Genomic DNA, 18,371 nt, shown 5'->3' on the forward strand with positions numbered 1-18,371 from the left:
CACACGAACCAGGGGGCTAGGGGCGCGGGGAACTGCGCAAATGCGGTCCGGCCGGGCGGGGCCGGTGGGTACCGGGGGGGGCCGGGGAGCTGCCCCGGAGCACCCCCCGGCCACCCCGCACCCCCAACACCCCCCCCGCACCCCTCACACCCCCAACACCACCCGCAACCGAACATCCCCCAACGACCCCCCGGCCCGCACCTCATACTGCCCCGGCACGAAACTCCAGCCGCCCCCCTCCTCGTCCCACACCTCGAACGCCCGCCCGCGCAGCGGGATCTCGACCTCTGCCGTCTCCCCCGGGGCCGCCGCGACGGAGGCGAAGCCGGCCAGCCAGCGTTCGGGGCGTTCCACCGGGTCGGCCGACGGCGCGAGGTAGATCTGGACCGTTTCGCGCCCGGCCCGCTCCCCGGTGTTGCGTACGCGCACCGTGGCGAGGGCCGGGGTCACCTCCAGGGACTCGTACTCCCAGGTCGTGTAGCCGAGCCCGTGGCCGAAGGGGTAGGCGGGGGCGACGCCGGCCCGGTCGTAGGCCCGGTAGCCGATGAACAGGCCCTCCGAGTAGGGGAGTTGGCCATCCCTCGGGCGTACCTCCGTGACCGGGGCGTCCGCCAGCGCGGCCGGCCAGGTGGTGGGCAGGCGCCCGCCCGGCTCGGCGAGGCCGAGCAGGACGTCGGCCAGCGCCGCGCCGCCCTCCTGCCCCGGGAACCAGCTGAGCAGCACCGCCGCGACGTCCTCGCGCCAGGGAAGCTCCACCGGAGAGCCGGAGTTGACGACCACCACGGTGTGCGGGTTGACGGCGGCGACGGCGCGCACCAGGTCGTCCTGGCGTCCGGGCAGCCGCAGGTCGTGCCGGTCGAAGCCCTCGGACTCGACGCGGTCGGTGGTGGCGACCACCACCACCGCGAGGTCGGCGTCGCGCGCCGACTCGACCGCCTCGGCGATGAGTTCGTCCGCGTCGCGCCGCGGGCCGAGGTGGGTGAGCGAGAACATCACGGCGGACAGCGGGGCGTCGGCGCTGTGCTGCACGGTGTGCAGCAGGGACACCTCGACGGGCTCGCCCGCGACGAGGCGGGCACGGCCGCGCTCGGCGGGTGCGCCGAAGAACGCCTCGAACGGGTCGGCTCCGCTGCTCGGCGACTGCGCGCCCTCCCACAGGACCCGCCCGTCCACGGACAGCGCGAAGGCGCCGATGCCGCGGGTTCCGAAGGTGTGCTCACCGCTCTCGCGCGGGGTGAAGGTGCCGGTGACCTCGATGGAGTGCAGCGCCTCGTGGGTGACTCCGGCGGGCAGGTCGTCGCCGATCCACTGGACCTGGCCGCTGGGCAGCGTACCGGTGCCCAGCACCTGACCGGCCGCGTCGCGGCAGACCGCGCGGAGCTCGAACCCCTGGTCGGCGGGGGCGAGTTCGTCGCTGGGGTCGGCGCCGGCGGTGTAGGCGACGGCGCCCTCGGGCAGCGCGGCGGTCAGGCCCATGAGCGGGGAGACCACGCGCTCGGGGAAGACGGTGGCCGAGCCGCCGCCGAGCACCCGGGCGTCACGGGCCGCTGCCCCGCTGAGCGCGACCTTGCGGACGCGGGCCGGGTCGGCGGGCAGCGTCCCGCGCTCGTTGCGTACGAGGACGAAGGAGCGGTGGGCCACTTCGCGGGCGAGGGCCTGGCCGTCGACGGGGGCGGGCAGCTCGGTGACGGCCGGCTCGACGCCGTCGAGGACGCCGACGCGAGCGGCCAGCCGCAGCACGTTGCGCACCGCGTCGTCCACCACCGACTCGTCCACCTCCCCCTTGCGGACGGCGGCGGCGAGCGCGTCCCCGTACACGGTCCTGGGGCCGGGCATGGCGACGTCGAGGCCACCGAGGATGTCGCCGACGGTGGAGCGGGCGGCCATCCAGTCGGAGACGATGAACCCGTCGAAGCCCCACTCGCCGCGCAGCACCTCGTTCTGGAGGTGGTGGTGCTCGGTCATCGTGGTGCCGTTGACCTGGTTGTAGGCCGACATGATGCCCCACGGGTGGGCGTTTTCGACGATGGTCTCGAAGGGGGCGAGGTAGAGCTCGCGCAGGGGGCGCGGGTCCACGACGTTGTCGACGGTGAAGCGGTCGGTCTCGGCGTCGTTGGCGACGAAGTGCTTGACGGTGGTGCCGACGCCGCCGCTCTGGACGCCGTTCACGTAACCCGAGGCGATCGCGCCGGTGAGACAGGGGTCCTCCGAGTAGCACTCGAAGTGCCGGCCGCCGAGCGGGGAGCGGTGCAGGTTCACGGTCGGCGCGAGCAGCACATGGACGCCCTTGCGGCGGGCCTCCTGGGCGAGCAGCGTTCCGGCACGGCGGGCGAGCTCGGGGTCCCAGGTGGCGGCGAGGGCGGTCGGCGAGGGCAGCGCGATGGACGGGTCGTCGGCACTCCAGCGCACGCCGCGCACCCCGATCGGGCCGTCCGACATCACGAGCGAACGGAGCCCGATCTCGGGCAGTGCCGGCAGCGACCACATGTCCTGCCCGGCGAGCAGCCGCGCCTTGGCCTCCAGGTCGAGCCTGCCCAGGGCCGCCTCGACGGCCTCGGTGTGATCAGGGGTGGAAACGGGTGCGCCTGCCACGGCCGTACCTCCTCGTAGAAGTCCGCTGATGGGCCCATGGTGACCGGTTTACCTGTAGAGCGGTAGGGTTAGTTATCCTTCCGTGACAATAGGATGTCGTACGGTCCTCTCGGCACACCGGTCCGCGGGCGGACCGACGGCGTCCGGACAGCGACCGGACGGCCGCGGACGCACCGGATCGACCGGATCGACCGGATCGACCAGACGGCAGCACGACAGCACGAAGCGGGGGCGGGCATGGCGAGGACCAGGAGCGCGAGAAGCGAGGAGCGGCGCGCGGACATCCTGCGGGCCGCCCTTGAGGTCATCGCGGAGCGCGGCTACCGGGGCGCGTCGCTCGGCGCGGTCGCCGAGCGGGTCGGCCTCACCCAGCAGGGCCTGCTGCACTACTTCCCCACCAAGGAGGCCCTGCTGGTGGCGGTCCTCGAAGAGCGCGACCAGTGGGACACCCAGGGGCGCCGGGCCTCCGCCGAGGGCTGGCGCCTCGATCTGCTCGCCTCGCTCGTCGAGTACAACGCGATGCGGCCCGGCATCGTCCAGACGTTCTCGGCGCTGCTCGGCGAGTCGGTGACCGAGGAGCACCCGGCCCGGCCGTTCTTCACCGGCCGTTACGCCGTGGTGCGCGAGGAGATGGCGGGGGTGCTGCGCGCCGAGTTCGGCGACCGGCTGCCCGGCGGCCTCAGCCCCGAGCGGGCGGCGCCGTTGCTCACGGCGGTGATGGACGGCCTCCAGTTCCAGTGGCTCCTGGATCCCGGCGCGGTGGACATGGCGGGCGCCTTCCGCGACTTCGTGACGCTCCTGTACGGCCCGGACGCCCCGGACAGCCCCGGCGGCGCATAAGTCCCCCTGTTCTCACGGGACTTGACAGCGAATACTGGGCGCCACCGGACTTCGACGGAAGGATCTGTGGTGCGACGACGGATAGGCATGGCGCGGCTCGGCTGTGCGCTGGCGGCGATGACGTTCTGCGCACTGCTCGGCCCGGCCGCGGCCCAGGCCGCGGCCGGGCCCGCCGCGGACGGCCACGCGGGAGCCACGGGGGCCACGGTCGAGGAGTTGCGCCTGGACGGGGCGGTCCCCAAGGAGATCCTGGCGCGCAGCGGATTCGCCGACGTGGCACCGCGGTTCGCCCGGCAGGTCACCGCCACCCGCTCCTACGACGCGGCCGCGCGGCTCGTGGAGCGGGAGGGGACGCGGCTGTGGCGGCGGGCGGTGGACCGGGCGCAGGGCCGGGGCCCGGCCGGCGGCGACCTGAGCCGCGACGACGACCGTCCGCTGTACTGGGCGCGGCTCGGCATGACCCGTGAACTGCGGTCCTGGAACGCCGGGTTCGCGCTGTCCGACGCACAGCGGGCGGCGCTCCTCGACCGCCTGGAACAGACCTCGCGCGGCCAGAGCGACGTCGGATACCCGGCGGGCGGTGGCTACAAGAAGGTCCTGGTCACCGGCTTCGATCCGTTCACCCTGGACCGCGACATCCGCATCAGCAACCCGTCGGGCGCCACCGCGCTGGCCCTGGACGGCACCTGGATCCGCACCGCGGACGGGCAGCGCGCCCGGATCGAGACGATGACGTTCCCGGTGCGCTGGCAGGACTTCGCGGACGGCGTGGTCGAGCGGGCCCTCACGCCCGTACTGCCCCGGGTGGACGCGTTCACCACGGTGAGCCAGGGCCGCGTCGGCCGCGTCGACGTCGAGCGCTTCAACGGGGCCTGGCGGGGCGGCTTCTGGGACAACGTCAACGCGTCCAGCACCGGAACGGTCCCCGTGGTCGATCCGGCGTCCCAGCCCCAGTGGACCCGCACCACGCTCCCCCACCAGGACATCGTGGCCGCGCACACCGGCCGCTTCCCGGTGTACGACCACACCGACGTGACGGAGGTCCCGGCCGGCGCCACCACCCCGGTGGACCGCTCCGACGGCCCGACCCCGGGCTCGGCCGCGCGGGCCGGGGGCGGCGGCGACTACCTCTCCAACGAGATCGCCTACCGCGCCACCCTGCTCCGCGACCGCCTGGGCCTGACCATCCCCGGTGGCCATGTGCACACCCCGGTCCTGGAGTTCGGCCCCGGCAACACCGATCCGGACACCGGCACGGTGACCGACCCCGGCTTCGTGCGCAACCGCCTGGACATCGTGGCCCAGCTGCGGGCGATCGTCGGGGTCGCGGTTCGGTAGCCCAACTCGCCCGTACGGTGCGGGCGTTGACGGCGGGGGCGCCGGGTCCGCCTCACTGGACGACGGTGGCCCCGCCGTCGCCCCCCTGCCCGGCCGCGCGACCCGGCGCGTCCGGCTGCTCCTCGTCGTCCGGGCGGGCTTCCGTCTCGCCCAGCAGGTCGCGCACCATCAGGGTCGCGCCCGCCACCGCGCCGGGCATCAGGAACACGGCGACCAGCGGAACGACGAACGCGAGCGCGAGGGGGACGCCGAAGCCGAGCACCAGCAGCCGGCGCGAGCGGAGCAGGGTGAGGCGGGGCCGCAGCTCCATGCCGCGGCGCTGGAGGGCGACCGCGGTCAGCTCCTCGGTGAGGAAGAAGCCGGTGACGCAGAAGCCGATCGCCGGGATCACGCTCTGCCCGATCACCGGGATGAAGCCGAGACCGAACAGCAGGACGCCGTAGCAGGCGACCCGCACCAGGATGCGCAGCGAGTCGCGCGCGGAGATCCACAGCTCGCGGGCGAGCGAGAGGCCCGACTCGGGGGCCTCCCCGCCACTCTCGGCCCGGTCCACGTCGGCGGACAGCTTCTCGTAGAAGGGCTGGCCGACGAGCAGCGTGACGGCCGTGAAGGAGATCACGGCGAGGAACAGGCCGAGCACGAAGACCAGCGCGGTCAAAAAGCCGCGGAACAGACCGAGCCAGGGCGAGGACCAGCCATCGGCGAACGGAGTCGCCCAGCCCACCAAGTCGTCGGCGCCGTAGGCGAGTCCGACCAGCGCACCCGCGTACAGGACGAGGGTGATGAGGCCGGGCAGCAGTCCGACGCCGAGCGACCTGCCGTGCCCGGCCGCCCAGCGCTGTCCCTTGACCAGATATCCGAAGCCCGCCCCTAGATCACGCATGGCACCGACCCTATCCGGCGGCCCACGAGGCCCATCCGGTGGCCCGCGAGGCAGGTTCGGCGGCCCGCGAGGCCGGTTCGGCGGCCCGCGAGGCCGGTTCGGCGGCCCGCGAGGCCGGTTCGGCGGCGCACGAGGCCCATCCGGCGGTAGGCGAAGCCCATCCAACGATAGGCAAGGCCCGTCCGGCGCTCCCGGGGCCGCCCGCGCACCGCGTCAACGGGGTGCTCGTCGCCTCAGCGGCGGGCGAAGTCGTCGAGCGCCGCCTGGGCCGCCCGGGCCATGGCGGGAAAGCCGAGGCCGTGCCCGGCGTCCTCCAGGACGAGCAGGTCACCGCCCGGCCAGCGCGCGGCGAGGTCGCGCGCCGGTCCTGGCGGTGAGCTGAGGTCCTGCCCTCCGGTGATGAGAGCCCCGGGTATCCCCGCCAACGCCCCCATCCCGTCGAGCAGTCGGCCCTCCGTGAGCCAGGCGGCGTGGCGCCAGTAGTGCGTGACCAGCCGCGCCATGGTCATCCGGAACGCGGGGTCGGCGTAGCGCGATTTCCCGAAGTCGTCGACCAGCGGGGTGCCGGCCGCCCGTACGTGGGTGTCCTCCCAGCGGCACCAGGTGCGGGCGGCCTCCTCACGCACGGCCGGGTCGGGGTCGGCGAGCAGCCGGGCGTACGCGTCGACCAGCCGCTCGCCCTCGCGCGGGCAGGCGGCGTCGCGGAAGTCGGCCCACGCCCCGGGGAAGTGGACCCGGACGCCCTCGGTGATCCAGTCCACCTCGGCGCGGCTCGTCGTCACCACCGAGAAGAGGACGAGCGCGCTGACCCGCTCCGGATGCTCCTGCGCGTACGCCAGACCGAGCGTGGAGCCCCAGGAGCCGCCGAAGACGAGCCACTTGTCGATGGAGAGGCGCTCGCGCAGCCGCTCCATGTCCCCGATCAGATGGCCGGTGGTGTTGGTGGCGAGCGAGGTGGCCGGGTCACCGGCGGACGGCGTGGAGCGGCCGCAGCCCCGCTGGTCGAAGAGGACGACGCGATAGCGCGCCGGGTCGAAGTACCGGCGCCAGAAGGGCCCCGCGCCGGAGCCGGGTCCGCCGTGCACCACGACGGCGGGCCTGCCGTCGGGGTTTCCGCAGACTTCCCAGTGGACGAGGTTGCCGTCACCGGTGTCGAGCATGCCGTGGTCGTACGGGGCCGTCTCGGGAAAGGTCATGGGGTCAGCATGCCGGAGGACCGCGCCCGTCGGGACGCGGTCCTCCGGTCGGTGCGGGTTACGCGACGGCGAGGTTCACCGTGATGTTGCCGCGGGTCGCCTTCGAGTACGGGCAGACCTGGTGGGCCTTCTCGATGAGGTCCTGGGCGGTCGCGCGGTCCACGTTCGGGATGGTCGCGGTGATCTCGACGTAGATCCCGAAGCCGTCGTCGTTCTTGCCGATGCCGACGTGCGCGGTGACCGTCGAACCGGAGATGTCGGCCTTCTCGTTGCGCGCCACGACGCCGAGGGCGCCCTGGAAGCAGGCGCTGTAACCGGCGGCGAAGAGCTGCTCGGGGTTGGTGCCCGCCCCGTTGCCGCCCATTTCCTTCGGCGGGTTGACGACGACGTCCAGCTGACCGTCGTCGGTGGAGACGCGGCCGTCGCGGCCGTTCTCGGCGGTGGCGACGGCGGTGTAGAGGACCTCGGACTTCTGAATGGACATGCTGGGGTGCTCCTCCTGGGTACGCGGCCGCTCGCGCCTGACAGCCGCCGGGATGTGGAAAAACCTTATCGGATGGCGGAAAGCGAGAGACGGAGTGTGCGACGGGTCACGTCGCCCGACCGCGTACCCGGGAGGCCGGCGCGCACACCCCGGTCGCTCGGGGGCGCGGGCTGGTAGACCGCTCGACCGGCGGGCGCCGGGCCATCGGCCCGGCGGAGTTCGGACTACTTGCCGAACGAGACGACCATCTTTCCGGTATTCTCGCCGCGCAGCATGCCGAGGAAGGCGTCGACACCGTTCTCGATGCCCTCGACGACGGTCTCGTTGTACTTGAGCTCACCCGAGGCGAGCCAGCCCGCGACCTCGCCCACGAACTGCTCCTGCATGCCGTAGTGGTCGCCGACCAGGACGCCCTTGAGCTGGAGCCGCTTGCCGATGATCATCATCATGTTGCGCGGGCCAGGGGTGGGCTCGGTGTCGTTGTAGCCCGCGATGGCCCCGCACAGGGTGGCGCGGCCGTGCACGTTGAGCGTCGAGATCGCGGCCTCCAGGTGCTCGCCGCCGACGTTGTCGAAGTACACGTCGATGCCGTCGGGAGCGGCGGCACGCAGCTGCTCCAGGACCGGGCCCTTCTTGTAGTTGAACGCGGCGTCGAAGCCGAGCTCCTCCACGAGCCACTTGACCTTCTCGTCGGAACCGGCCGAGCCGATGACCCGCGAGGCACCCTTGAGCCGTGCGATCTGGCCCACCTGGCTGCCCACCGCGCCGGCCGCGCCGGACACGAACACGGCGTCGCCCTCCTTGAACGAGGCGACCTCCAGCAGTCCCGCGTACGCGGTGAGGCCCGGCATGCCGAGCACGCCGAGGTAGGCGGAGAGCGGGGCGAGCTCGCCGTCCACCTTCACACCGTGCTGGGCGTCCAGGTCGGCGTACTCGCGCCAGCCGAAGGGGTGGAGCACCTGGTCGCCCACGGCGAACCGCTCGTCGCCGGAGGCGACGACCTCGCCGACCGCGCCGCCCTGCATGGGCTGGTCCAGCTGGAACGGCGGGACGTAGGACTTGACGTCGTTCATGCGGCCGCGCATGTAGGGGTCGACCGACATGAACAGGTTCTTGACCAGGATGTGCCCGGGCGCCGGCTCGGCGACGGGAGCCTCCCGCAGCGCGAAGTCGCCCGGTACGGGCCAGCCGTTCGGGCGGGCGACGAGGTGCCATTCACGGCTGGTGGCGGGAAGTGCGGACGAGGTGGCCATGGGGTGCGTCCTCCTGCGAACAATGCTGGTCGATACATCGGGGTACGTACGGCATCGGATGCGTCACCGGTACGCCGGTACACCAGTACGGGTGTCCGGACGCGGCGCGGGTCATGTCACCCGGGCGGTCCCGAATGCTTCAGGTACTGAAAGAACAATGCGCCCGGATATTTGAGATTGTCAAGTAACTGGGTAGGCTGAGGGCATGCCCTCCCCCCGCATGGACCCCGTGAGCCTCGAAGTGGTCGAGCTGATCGGCACGGTCGTCGGCCGCTATTACGAGGAGTACGAGCGGGCCGCCGCCGCACACGCGCTCACCGGCGCGCAGGCCCGGGTGCTCGGGCTGCTCTCCCTGGAGCCGATGCCGATGCGGCGGATCGCCCAGAAGCTGAAGTGCGAGCCGTCCAACATCACCGGCATCGTGGACCGCTTGGAGGCGCGGGGCCTGGTGGAGCGCCGCCCCGACCCGGCCGACCGCCGCGTCAAACTGGCCGCCCCTACGTCAGAGGGCCTGACCACGGCGACGGATCTGCGCGAGTCCCTGAACTTCGCGAGAGAACCCCTGGCAGAGCTGTCGCCGGAGGAGCGAACGGTGCTGCGCAACCTACTGAAACGCATGCTGGGCACCTGAGCGCCCCCAGCCACCCCGGCCTCACCGCGCCCCGCCCCAGCCACCCCGGAGGACGCAACCTGGCTCACCCCAGGCACCCTGAGGGGCGCGGGGAACTGCGCGACCAGCCACATCGGCCCCGCACCCGAACCGGCCCACCACCAGCCCCGCCCAGCGCAAACCCCCTAAAGGGGCGCGGGGAACTGCGCGACCAGCCACGCACGACGGGCAGCCACACGACCGCCCGCCCCGCAGCCCCGCCGCACAAAGCGCCCCGGCTCACCCCAGACTCCCCGAGGGGCGCGGGGAACTGCGCGACCAGCCACGCACGGTGGACAGCCACACGACCGCCCTCCCCGCAGCCCCGCCGCACAAAGCGCCCCGACTCACCCCAGGCACCCCAAGGGGCGCGGGGAACTGCGCGACCAGCCACATCGGACCCGCACCCGAACCGGCACGCCACCAGCCCCGCCCAGCGCAAACCCCCTAAAGGGGCGCGGGGAACTGCGCGACCAGCCACGCACGACGGGCAGCCGAACCCCCACCCGGCCAACCCCCCACCCCCCTCACGTGTACCACCACAAGAACCGATGGCACGTCGCACTCGGCGACGGAGACGGCGAGGGCGGCGGAGGCGGCGGCGCCGGAGGCGAGGCCGACGCGGAGGGCCCGGGCTCGCCCGGCCGGGGCGAATCGGAGACCCCGGGCGACGCGGAGGCCGACCCCGCCGAGGAGGGCCGGGCGTCGGCGACGGCCGAGGGCGCCACCTTGGCCGAGGCCGAGGGACTGGCGTGCCGCGGCACATCCGTACCACCCGACCCGGCACCCACGCCCGAACCAGAACCCCGCCCCCGCGAGGACACCGGCTCGACGGTCGGCCGCGCCGGCACCCCCGCCGAACTGCCCGACGGCAGCGGCTGGGGATCGGAGATCTGGTCCTCGCGCACCGCGGACGCCCGGTCGTTCCCGGCCGGCTCCATCGCCAGCTGCACGAACCCCACCGCCCCGGTGATCAGAACGAGCCCGGCCGAGCCGAACAGGACCACCTTGCCCCGCTTCCGCCGCGCCCGCCGCCCCTTGCGGGCACGCCGGTGGCCGGACGAAGCGAGGACCTCGGCGCCCCGGGCGGACGGCGGCCCCGCGTACACGAGGAGCTCGTCCTCCGGCGCGGGCGCCAGCGCCTCGACGGGTGTTCCGCAACCGGCGCAGGCCAGTGCGCCGTTGAGGTGCCGTCGGCAGGTGTGGCAGTAGTCCATGGCCCAGGGAGGCTATGCGGCGGCCGGGCAACAAAAGGGACCGGAGATGTGTGGATCTTGTGCGGAAGAGCCGTACCCGGCGGGTGGCCGCGTGACGAATCGCCACGGACCGGGGCGTTGTCAGTGGGGCCGGGCAGGATGGACGTCATGACGGGAACCGTGACGCGGCCCTTCGGTCCGCAGGACTTCCAACTCGTGCTGCTGCGGCGGATGGCCGACCACCAGCCGGGCCTCGTCGAGGAGGCCCGGCTGGAGCTGGGCGCCTCGGTGGCGGACATGCGCGAGGCCAACCGGCGCTGGCAGACGATGGTCCGCTCGGCCCGCTCGCGCGGCGCGCTGTCGCGGTACCGGTCGGTGCTCGGGCCGCCCGAGGCCGTGGCCCCGCGCCGGATCGGCGACCTGGACTGCGAGGCCCACCTGTGGCCGGTGCCGCTCTGGCCCGACCTGCGCTTCGAGGTGCTGGCCGGGCCCGGTGGCGCGGTGTGGAACGAATGGCTGATCAGGGCCCCCGGCACACCGGGCCCCGAGCTGCTCGGGGAGGCGGACCTGCGGCCCTGGTCGTGCACGGTGGACGAGGCGGCACGCGCCTTCCCCCCGGCCCGCCCGATGGAGGGCTCCGCGCCGACGCGCTGGCAGCTGTCGATCACCTTGCCCGGCGGGGACACGCGCGTCGCGGAGTTCACCTGGGGCCTGCTCCAGCGCCTGCTGCCGTAGCGCGCGGACGCGCCGGAACGGCTGCCGAGGCCGCACCCGCACCCGCACCCGCACCCGCACCCGCACCCGCACCCGCACCCGCACCCGTCACGATCGCAGCCCGTCGAAGCAGGCACCGTCCTCTTTCTGGCTGGTCGTCAGCCGAGCCCACCCCGACCGGCGCATCCCAGCGCGCGGCGGTCCGCGAGCGGTCGCAAGATGCGAAACAAGTACCGCTCTCGGGAGGATCTGCCGTGACCGTCAGTCTTGAGCAGTTGCGCCGTTGCCATGTAGCAGTCGACCTCGGGGCCGCGAGAACCCGGGTCTACGTCAAGGGAGCCGGACTCGTCGTGGACGAGCCGAGCGTGGCCGCCGTCAACACCCGTACCGGCGCCCTGATCGCCGTCGGCGCCTTCGCCGAGCAGATGACGGGTCGTACGCCCGACTACATCCGGGTGGCGCGGCCGGTCTCCGGCGGCACCGTGGTCGACATCGAGATGGCCCAGCGGATGCTGCGTCACCTGCTCGGCGACAAGCTGCGCCGTCAGCTGCGCCGCAAGCCCCGGCTGCGCGCCGCCGCCTGCACCCCGCACGACAGCGACCCGCTGGCCCAGCGCGCCGCGATGGAGACCCTCGTCGGCCTCGGCGCCCGCCGCGTCGAGCTGGTGGACACGCTGATCGCGGCCGCCGTCGGCTGCGGCCTGCCCGTGGAGCAGCCCACCGCGACCATGATCATGGTGTGCGGGGCGGCCACGACCCAGATCGCGGTGCTCTCGCTCGGCGCCATCGTGACGGCCGTACGCATCCCGGTCGGCGGCGAGGCCATCGACCACGCGGTCATCCAGCACCTGCGCCACCAGCACGAACTGATGCTGCCGAGCCAGTCGGTGCGTCCGCTCCAGCTCGCGCTGCGCGGCAACGGCCTCACCCCGCAGGGCCCGGCGTCCACCGAGATCCACGGACGCGACGTGGCGACCGGTCTGGCCCGCTCGGTCCTGGTCGACACGGCCGCCGTGCGCAACGCCATCCACACCCCGCTCACCGCGGTCCTCGACGGCATCGGCAAGGTCCTCCGCACGTGCCCGCCCGACCTCGTCGCCGACCTCGCCGAGCGCGGCATCATGATGGTCGGCGGGAGCGCCCTGCTGCCCGGTCTCGACCAGATGCTGCGCGATTCCACGGGCATGCCGGTGCACATCGCGGAACGGCCCGACGTCTGCGCGATCCAGGGCCTCGGCTCGATGCTGGAGGGCCGGATCCAGCCGATGGTCCTCGACCCGCTGGCCGAGTGAGCGGCACGACAACCGCCCCTGCGGGGGCGGGCCGTCGCGGTGGGGGATCCTCGAAGGATGAGTGAAGCGGAGAGTCCGGACAGCACGGCGCCCCGGCTGCCGATGCTTCTGGAGGCGGTGCTCGGTGTCGGAACCGACCTCGAACTGCGCACCACCCTCCAGCACATCGTGGAGTCGGCGGCCGAGCTGACCGACGCCCGGTACGGGGCGCTCGGGGTCGTCGACCCCGAGCGCGGCCGGCTCACCGACCTGTTCACGGCCGGGCTCACGGAGGCCGAACGCGAGCGGATCGGCGCGCTGCCCGACGGCAGCACCGGGCTGCTCGGCGCCCTCATCCACGATCCGCGTCCGCTGCGCATCGACGACCGGCGGAGCGACCCCCGCTCGGCCGGCCTGCCCCCCGGCCACCCCCCGATGCACTCGTTCCTCGGCGTACCGATCCGCGTGCACACCCAGGTCTTCGGCAATCTCTACCTCACCGAGAAGCGCGGCGGTCCCTTCACCGAGGACGACCTCGCGCTGCTTCGGGTGCTCGCCGCGCAGGCGGGCATCGCCATCGGCAACGCCCGCCTGTACGAGACGGTGCGGCTGCGGGAGAGCTGGATCGAGGGCGCCGCCGCCGTCACCACCTCGCTGCTCACCGGCGAGACGGCGGCCGACGCGCTGACGACGGTCGCCGAGCGGGCCCGGCTGCTCGCGGACGCGGCGGCCGGGGTGGTGCTCCAGCCGACCGCGGCCGGCGGCATGGAGATCGTCGCGGCCTCCGCCCCGGACGACCCCGACGACATCGTGGGCACGACGATCGCGCCCGGCTCCCCCGTCCTGGTCCAACTCCTCGGCGGGGAGCCGGTGTTCCTGGAGGACTCGGCGACCGACCCCCGGATGACCACCCACGTACGCAGCCGCTTCGGGCCGAGCATGATGCTGCCCCTGCAGAGCGGCGGCAAGCTGATCGGCACGCTCGCGCTGCCCCGCCGGCGCGGCGCGCGCCCGTACACGGACGTCGACCGGCTGCTCGCCTCGCAGTTCGCCTCCCAGGCCGCCCTCGCCCTCGTCCTCGCCGACGCGCAGCACAACCGCGAGCAGCTCGCCGTGTACGAGGACCGTGACCGCATCGCCCGCGACCTGCACGACCTGGTCGTCCAGCGGCTGTTCGCGACCGAGATGATGCTGGAGTCCACCCGGCGCCGGGCCGAGAAGAGCGCGGCCGACGACACCGACGAGATGCTGACCCGGGCCGTCGACGAGCTGGACTCCACGATCCAGGAGGTCCGCACCGCGATCTTCGCCCTCCAGCAACCGCCGGCCGACGCCCCCACGACCCTGCGCGGCCGCGTCCTGCGCGAGACGGCCGGCGCGGGCGCGCTGCTGGGCTTCCGCCCCTCGGTGCGCTTCGAGGGCGCCGTCGACACGCTGATCGGCGAGCCGGTGGACACCCAGCTGGTCGCCGCGCTGCGCGGCGCCCTGGCCGCGGCGCACCGCAGGGCCGGAGTCTCCTCGGTCCGGGTCGTCGTGGACGCGGGCGCCGAGCTGCCCGACGGGCGGCCCGGGGCGCGCCTGACCGTGGTCGACAACGGCATGCGCGAGGACGGCATCCGCGGCACGACCCTGACCTGGCAGGCCCCGCTCCACTGACCGGCGCCGCCCCGCCGACCGGTCCCGCTCCACCGATGAGCGCCGCCGCCCGGCCGCGGAAAACCAGCTGCGTACGGAACCCCCCGCGTCCCACAGTGACTGCCATGAGCGAGCTCTGGACGACGGCGGTGGCGGGTGCGGCGGCGGGCCTCGGGGTGGCCGTGCCGGTGGGCGCGGTCGGTGTGCTGCTCGTCCAGGAGGGCATGCGCGAACGGCGTGGCGCGATGGCCGCGGCGGCGGCCGTCGCCACGGTCGACCTCGCGTACGCGGCCCTCGCCACGGCCCTGGGCCCCCTGGTCGCACACACCCTGTCCGGCGTGGAGGCCTGGGTGCGCCTGGCCTCGGCCCTGGTACTCACGGCCATCGCGGTACGCGGACTGCGGGCGTCACGGCACCCGGGGGACGAAGGGGTGGGGGGTGCTGGGGGCTCGGCGGGGATGGCGCCGGGGGCGGGGGGCGGGGTCGCGAAGGTGCGGGGGACGGTGGGCCGTGCCGGAAAGGTGGGCGGGGCCGCGGGGCCGGCGCGTACCTTCGGGCGCTTCGCGGCCCTCACCCTCATCAACCCGACCACCGCCCTGTACTTCGCCGCCCTGACCACCGCGCGGGGCGCCTCGCTCGCGGGCGGCGCGGCGGGCGCGGTGTTCGTGGCGGGAGTGTTCGCGGCCTCGTTCCTCTGGCAGCAGTTCCTGGTGGCCGCGAGCGGCTTCGCGGGCGCCCGCATCTCCCCGGCCGCCCGCGCCTGGACGTTCCGCGCCGGGTACGGCCTGGTCGCGCTGTACGCGGTGAAGGTCGCACTCCCCCTGCCGTGAAGCGCGGATCACGTAACGGCAGCCCGAATCCCGCGCCCCGGCCGGGCCCGGCACCCCCGTAACAGCACCCCGAGTCCCACGCCCGCACCACACCCACCCCCGCACCCACGCCCCCACCCGCACCCGCACCCGCACCCGCACCCGCACCCGTGACGACCCTCACCCTCCCCTCTCCCCCGACTCCAGCAGAACGCGGGGCCCCGTGCGGCAGGATGTCGATCATGCGCCCGGACAGTGCCGCGCGGGGTCCGCGTAGGGTCGACGACCTGGGACCCGGCACGGTTCGGGCCCCGCGCCGTCGACAACGAGGAGTCCCGTACGTGCCCCCTCTCTTCCCCTCCCTGTACGCCGCCGAGCCGCGGGAGGCGATCCGCTTCGGCGAGCACTCGCTGACCCATGCCGGCCTCGCGGCCGCCGCGGGCGCGCTGGCCCGCAGGATCGCGGACGCCGGGCGGGTCGCGGTGTGGGCGACGCCGACCCCGCAGACGGTGGTCGGCGTGGTGGCGGCGCTCGTGGCGGGCGTACCGGTGGTGCCGCTGAACCCGAAGACCGGGGAGCGCGAGCTGGCCCACATCATCGGCGACAGCGAACCAACCGTGGTGCTGGCGGCCGAGGCCGACCAACTCCCCTCCCTGCTGGGCGACTTGACGCGCATCGACGTGAAGGTCGAAGGGGACGCGGCGGCGGCCACGCAACGGGACGCGAGCGTACGGGGCAGCGCCACGCAGCCCGGCCCCGTACAGGGCAGCGCCGCAGCGAGCGGCCCCGTACAGAGCAGCGCCGCGCAGAGGGACACCGCACAGAGCAGCGCCGTAGAGGGCGGGCCCGTACAAGACATCGCCCTGCCCCCCGAGCCCGGGGACGACACGGCGGCCCTGATCATCTACACCTCCGGGACGACGGGCCCGCCGAAGGGCGCGGTGCTGCCGAGGCGGGCGATCGCGGCGACGCTCGACGCGCTCCAGGAGGCCTGGGCCTGGACGGCCGACGACGTCCTGGTGCACGGCCTGCCGCTGTTCCACGTCCACGGCCTGATCCTGGGCGTCCTCGGCCCGCTGCGGCGCGGCGGCTCGGTGCGCCACCTCGGCAGGTTCTCGGTGGAGGGCGTGACGCGCGAGCTGTCCACGGGCGCGACGATGCTGTTCGGGGTGCCCACGATGTACCACCGGATCGCCGAAGTGGTGGGATCCGACCGGGAGTTGACGAAGGCGCTGGCCGGCGCGCGCCTGCTGGTGTCCGGCTCCGCGGCGCTGCCCGCACCCGATCACCGCCGCATCGCGGACGCGACCGGACGGGCGGTGATCGAGCGGTACGGCATGACGGAGACGCTGATGCTGTGCGCCCAGCGCGCGTCCGGCGGGGCCCGCCCCGGCACCGTCGGCGCCCCACTGCCCGGTGTCGAACTGCGCCTGGCCGACGAGGCCGACGGCATCGGCGAGATCCAGGTGCGCGGGGGCAGCCTGTTCAGCGGTTACCTGAACCGTCCGGACGCGACGGCGGCGGCCTTCACCGAGGACGGCTGGTTCCGTACCGGCGACATGGCGGGCGTGGACGCGGACGGCCAGGTCCGCATCGTCGGCCGCAAGGCCACGGACCTCATCAAGAGCGGCGGCTACAAGATCGGCGCGGGCGAGATCGAGAACGCGCTCCTGGACCACCCGGAGGTCCGCGAGGCGGCGGTGACGGGCGAACCGGACGAGGACCTGGGCGAACGCATCGTGGCATGGGTGGTCCCGAGGAACCCCCAATCGCCTCCGCCTACTGCGGAGTTGATGGACCACGTGGCGTCCCAACTGGCCCCGCACAAGCGCCCGCGCGTGGTGCACTTCCTGCCCGAGCTGCCCCGCAACGACATGGGCAAGATCATGAAGCGAGCACTGCATGCCTGAGCGGCTGTCGGCGCGGGCGGCGATCGCGGCCGTCACGCCGGACTTCGAGGAACTGCCCGTACCGGACCGGGACTTCCCGGCCGACGGCCCCCTGGCCTGGGAGGGGTACGGCGCTTCACGGTCGAGGGCGCGGGAGCGTACGGGCGAGGACGAGTCGGTGGTCTGCGGCACGGCCACGGTCGAAGGCCGCCCGTGCGTGCTCATCTCCTTCGAATTCGGCTTCCTGGGCGGGTCGTTGGGCGGTCGCACGGGCGACCGTCTGGAGAGCGCGTACGAGAGCGCCCGGGCGCGGCGGCTCCCGCTGGTCTCCCTGATCGCGACGGGCGGCAGCCGTATGCAGGAGGGCATGCAGGCACTGATCCAACTCCAGCGTGTGGCACGGCAGTCGGCGCTCCTGAGGGAGGCGGGGCTGCCGCAGATCGCGGTCCTGCGCGACCCGACGACGGGCGGCGGCTGGGCCACGCTCGGCGCGGGCGCGGACGTGGTGCTGGCCCTGCCGGGCGTGCAGATCGGCTTCGCGGGCTCGCGGGTGCGCCCGGCCGACGCCGACCCGGCGGCCTACCGCGCGGAGGGCCAGCTCGCGGTGGGCCAGATCGACGCGATCGTCCGCGCGGAGGAGCTGCGCGGCGTCCTGGCGGGCTGGCTGACGCTTCTTTCCCCCACCGCGCACCCCGGCCCGCTCCGCGAACCGGCCCCCGTCCCCGAGCCGTTCGGTGTGAGCGGGCTCCCGGCGGACGGCTGGGAGGCGGTGACCCGCGCCCGCGCGCAGGCCCGCCCTCGGGCCGAGGCCTACCTGGACGCGTACTTCCCGCACCGGCAGGAGCTGGTGGGCGACCGGTGCGGGGGTGTGGACCCGGGCATGCTGTGCGGCTTCGGCCTGCACGGGGGACGCAGTTACGCGTACGCCGCCCAGACCGGCACCGCGACCCGCCCCGCGGGCTACCGCACCGCGACCCGCCTCATCCGCCTGGCCGACCGCCTGGGCATCCCGGTCCTGACCCTGATCGACACCCCCGGCGCGGCGAACGACGCGACGGCGGAACGGGAGGGCCAGGGCGCGGCCATCGCGGACGCGTTCGCGGCGGTGGCCTCGGCGAGGGTGCCGGTGACGACCCTGGTGATCGGCGAGGGCGGCTCGGGCGGAGCACTGGCCCTGACGTCCCAGGACCGCACCTGGGTGACGGCGGACAGCTACTTCTCGGTGATCGCCCCCGAACTGGCGGCCGCCATCCTGAAACGCCCGGAGTCGGAGTCGGAGGTGCGGAGGGTGGCGTCGCAATTGCGGTTGCGGCCGCAGGAGTTGGTGGGGATGGGGGTGGCGAGGGGCGTGGTGGGAGCCTGACTCCCCCCTCGGCCCCTGCTTGCCCGCGGACCGTGGTCGCTTCTCGCGCAGTTCCCCGCGCCCCTGGCGGGACTGGGAGTGGCCGGGGTTTGCACGGCTCCCGCGCGGCTCCGCCCCCGCCCCCGGTCACCGGTCACGTGCATGCCGTGGTCGCTTCTTGCGCAGTTCCCCGCGCCCCTGGCAGGGCCGGGGGGCCCGGGGTTTGCGCAGTTCCTCGCGCCCCTAACCCCTCGCTCGCCTGCGGACCGTGCTCGCTCCT

The 18,371-nt window shown here is 74.0% G+C and carries 15 protein-coding genes; 10 read left to right on the forward strand and 5 right to left on the reverse strand.

Annotated features, from left to right (window positions below; translation table 11 throughout):
• Positions 1–144: 144 nt before the first annotated feature.
• A complete protein-coding gene (locus tag ACGF3I_RS24770) occupies positions 145–2,592 on the reverse strand; it encodes a glycoside hydrolase family 3 protein (protein ID WP_393135518.1) in 2,448 nt (815 codons plus the stop codon).
• A gap of 237 nt (positions 2,593–2,829) precedes the next feature.
• Between ACGF3I_RS24770 and ACGF3I_RS24775 the strand changes: the two genes are divergently transcribed.
• Complete coding sequence (locus ACGF3I_RS24775) at positions 2,830–3,432, forward strand: TetR/AcrR family transcriptional regulator (RefSeq protein WP_393135664.1); 603 nt, start codon at positions 2,830–2,832, stop codon at positions 3,430–3,432.
• Positions 3,433–3,549: 117 nt separating this feature from the next.
• The gene (locus ACGF3I_RS24780; protein ID WP_393135666.1) at positions 3,550–4,770 is read left to right on the forward strand and encodes a pyroglutamyl peptidase; all 1,221 of its coding nucleotides are present in this window, start codon (positions 3,550–3,552) and stop codon (positions 4,768–4,770) included.
• Positions 4,771–4,822: 52 nt separating this feature from the next.
• On the opposite strand, the gene ACGF3I_RS24785 is transcribed toward ACGF3I_RS24780, so the two are convergent.
• The 4 genes from ACGF3I_RS24785 to ACGF3I_RS24800 form a co-directional block, all read right to left on the reverse strand.
• Positions 4,823–5,653 (reverse strand): EI24 domain-containing protein, encoded by an 831-nt coding sequence (locus ACGF3I_RS24785; RefSeq protein ID WP_393135520.1) that lies wholly within the window; start codon positions 5,651–5,653, stop codon positions 4,823–4,825.
• 233 nt (positions 5,654–5,886) lie between these two features.
• On the reverse strand, positions 5,887–6,849 hold the full coding sequence (gene pip, locus ACGF3I_RS24790; protein WP_393135522.1) for a prolyl aminopeptidase: 963 nt from the start codon (positions 6,847–6,849) through the stop codon (positions 5,887–5,889).
• A gap of 58 nt (positions 6,850–6,907) precedes the next feature.
• A complete protein-coding gene (locus ACGF3I_RS24795) occupies positions 6,908–7,333 on the reverse strand; it encodes an organic hydroperoxide resistance protein (protein ID WP_100576701.1) in 426 nt (141 codons plus the stop codon).
• A 224-nt stretch (positions 7,334–7,557) separates the two neighbouring features.
• Entirely contained in the window at positions 7,558–8,586 is a 1,029-nt protein-coding gene (locus ACGF3I_RS24800) for an NADP-dependent oxidoreductase (protein ID WP_393135524.1), read from the reverse strand.
• A gap of 205 nt (positions 8,587–8,791) precedes the next feature.
• Between ACGF3I_RS24800 and ACGF3I_RS24805 the strand changes: the two genes are divergently transcribed.
• The 8 genes from ACGF3I_RS24805 to ACGF3I_RS24840 all read left to right on the forward strand — a co-directional run bounded on the left by ACGF3I_RS24805 (position 8,792) and on the right by ACGF3I_RS24840 (position 18,112).
• The gene (locus ACGF3I_RS24805) at positions 8,792–9,217 is read left to right on the forward strand and encodes a MarR family winged helix-turn-helix transcriptional regulator (protein ID WP_393135526.1); all 426 of its coding nucleotides are present in this window, start codon (positions 8,792–8,794) and stop codon (positions 9,215–9,217) included.
• Positions 9,218–9,766: 549 nt separating this feature from the next.
• Entirely contained in the window at positions 9,767–10,447 is a 681-nt protein-coding gene (locus ACGF3I_RS24810; protein WP_393135528.1) for a hypothetical protein, read from the forward strand.
• A gap of 152 nt (positions 10,448–10,599) precedes the next feature.
• On the forward strand, positions 10,600–11,166 hold the full coding sequence (locus tag ACGF3I_RS24815) for a hypothetical protein (protein ID WP_393135530.1): 567 nt from the start codon (positions 10,600–10,602) through the stop codon (positions 11,164–11,166).
• 233 nt (positions 11,167–11,399) lie between these two features.
• Complete coding sequence (locus tag ACGF3I_RS24820; protein WP_393135532.1) at positions 11,400–12,437, forward strand: rod shape-determining protein; 1,038 nt, start codon at positions 11,400–11,402, stop codon at positions 12,435–12,437.
• Positions 12,438–12,494: 57 nt separating this feature from the next.
• Positions 12,495–14,072, forward strand: a complete 1,578-nt coding sequence (locus ACGF3I_RS24825; RefSeq protein ID WP_393135534.1) for a GAF domain-containing protein — start codon at positions 12,495–12,497, stop codon at positions 14,070–14,072.
• 104 nt (positions 14,073–14,176) lie between these two features.
• On the forward strand, positions 14,177–14,881 hold the full coding sequence (locus tag ACGF3I_RS24830) for a LysE family transporter (protein ID WP_393135536.1): 705 nt from the start codon (positions 14,177–14,179) through the stop codon (positions 14,879–14,881).
• A gap of 320 nt (positions 14,882–15,201) precedes the next feature.
• Complete coding sequence (locus ACGF3I_RS24835; RefSeq protein WP_393135538.1) at positions 15,202–16,770, forward strand: acyl-CoA synthetase; 1,569 nt, start codon at positions 15,202–15,204, stop codon at positions 16,768–16,770.
• Positions 16,763–18,112 carry a carboxyl transferase domain-containing protein gene (locus ACGF3I_RS24840; RefSeq protein ID WP_393135540.1) on the forward strand — a complete coding sequence of 450 codons (1,350 nt, stop codon included), beginning with the start codon at positions 16,763–16,765 and terminating at the stop codon, positions 18,110–18,112. The genes ACGF3I_RS24835 and ACGF3I_RS24840 overlap by 8 nt, the downstream gene beginning before the upstream one ends.
• The last annotated feature ends 259 nt before the right edge of the window (positions 18,113–18,371 follow it).

The organism is Streptomyces sp. NPDC048111 (genome assembly GCF_043202815.1).
GTDB lineage: Bacteria > Actinomycetota > Actinomycetes > Streptomycetales > Streptomycetaceae > Streptomyces.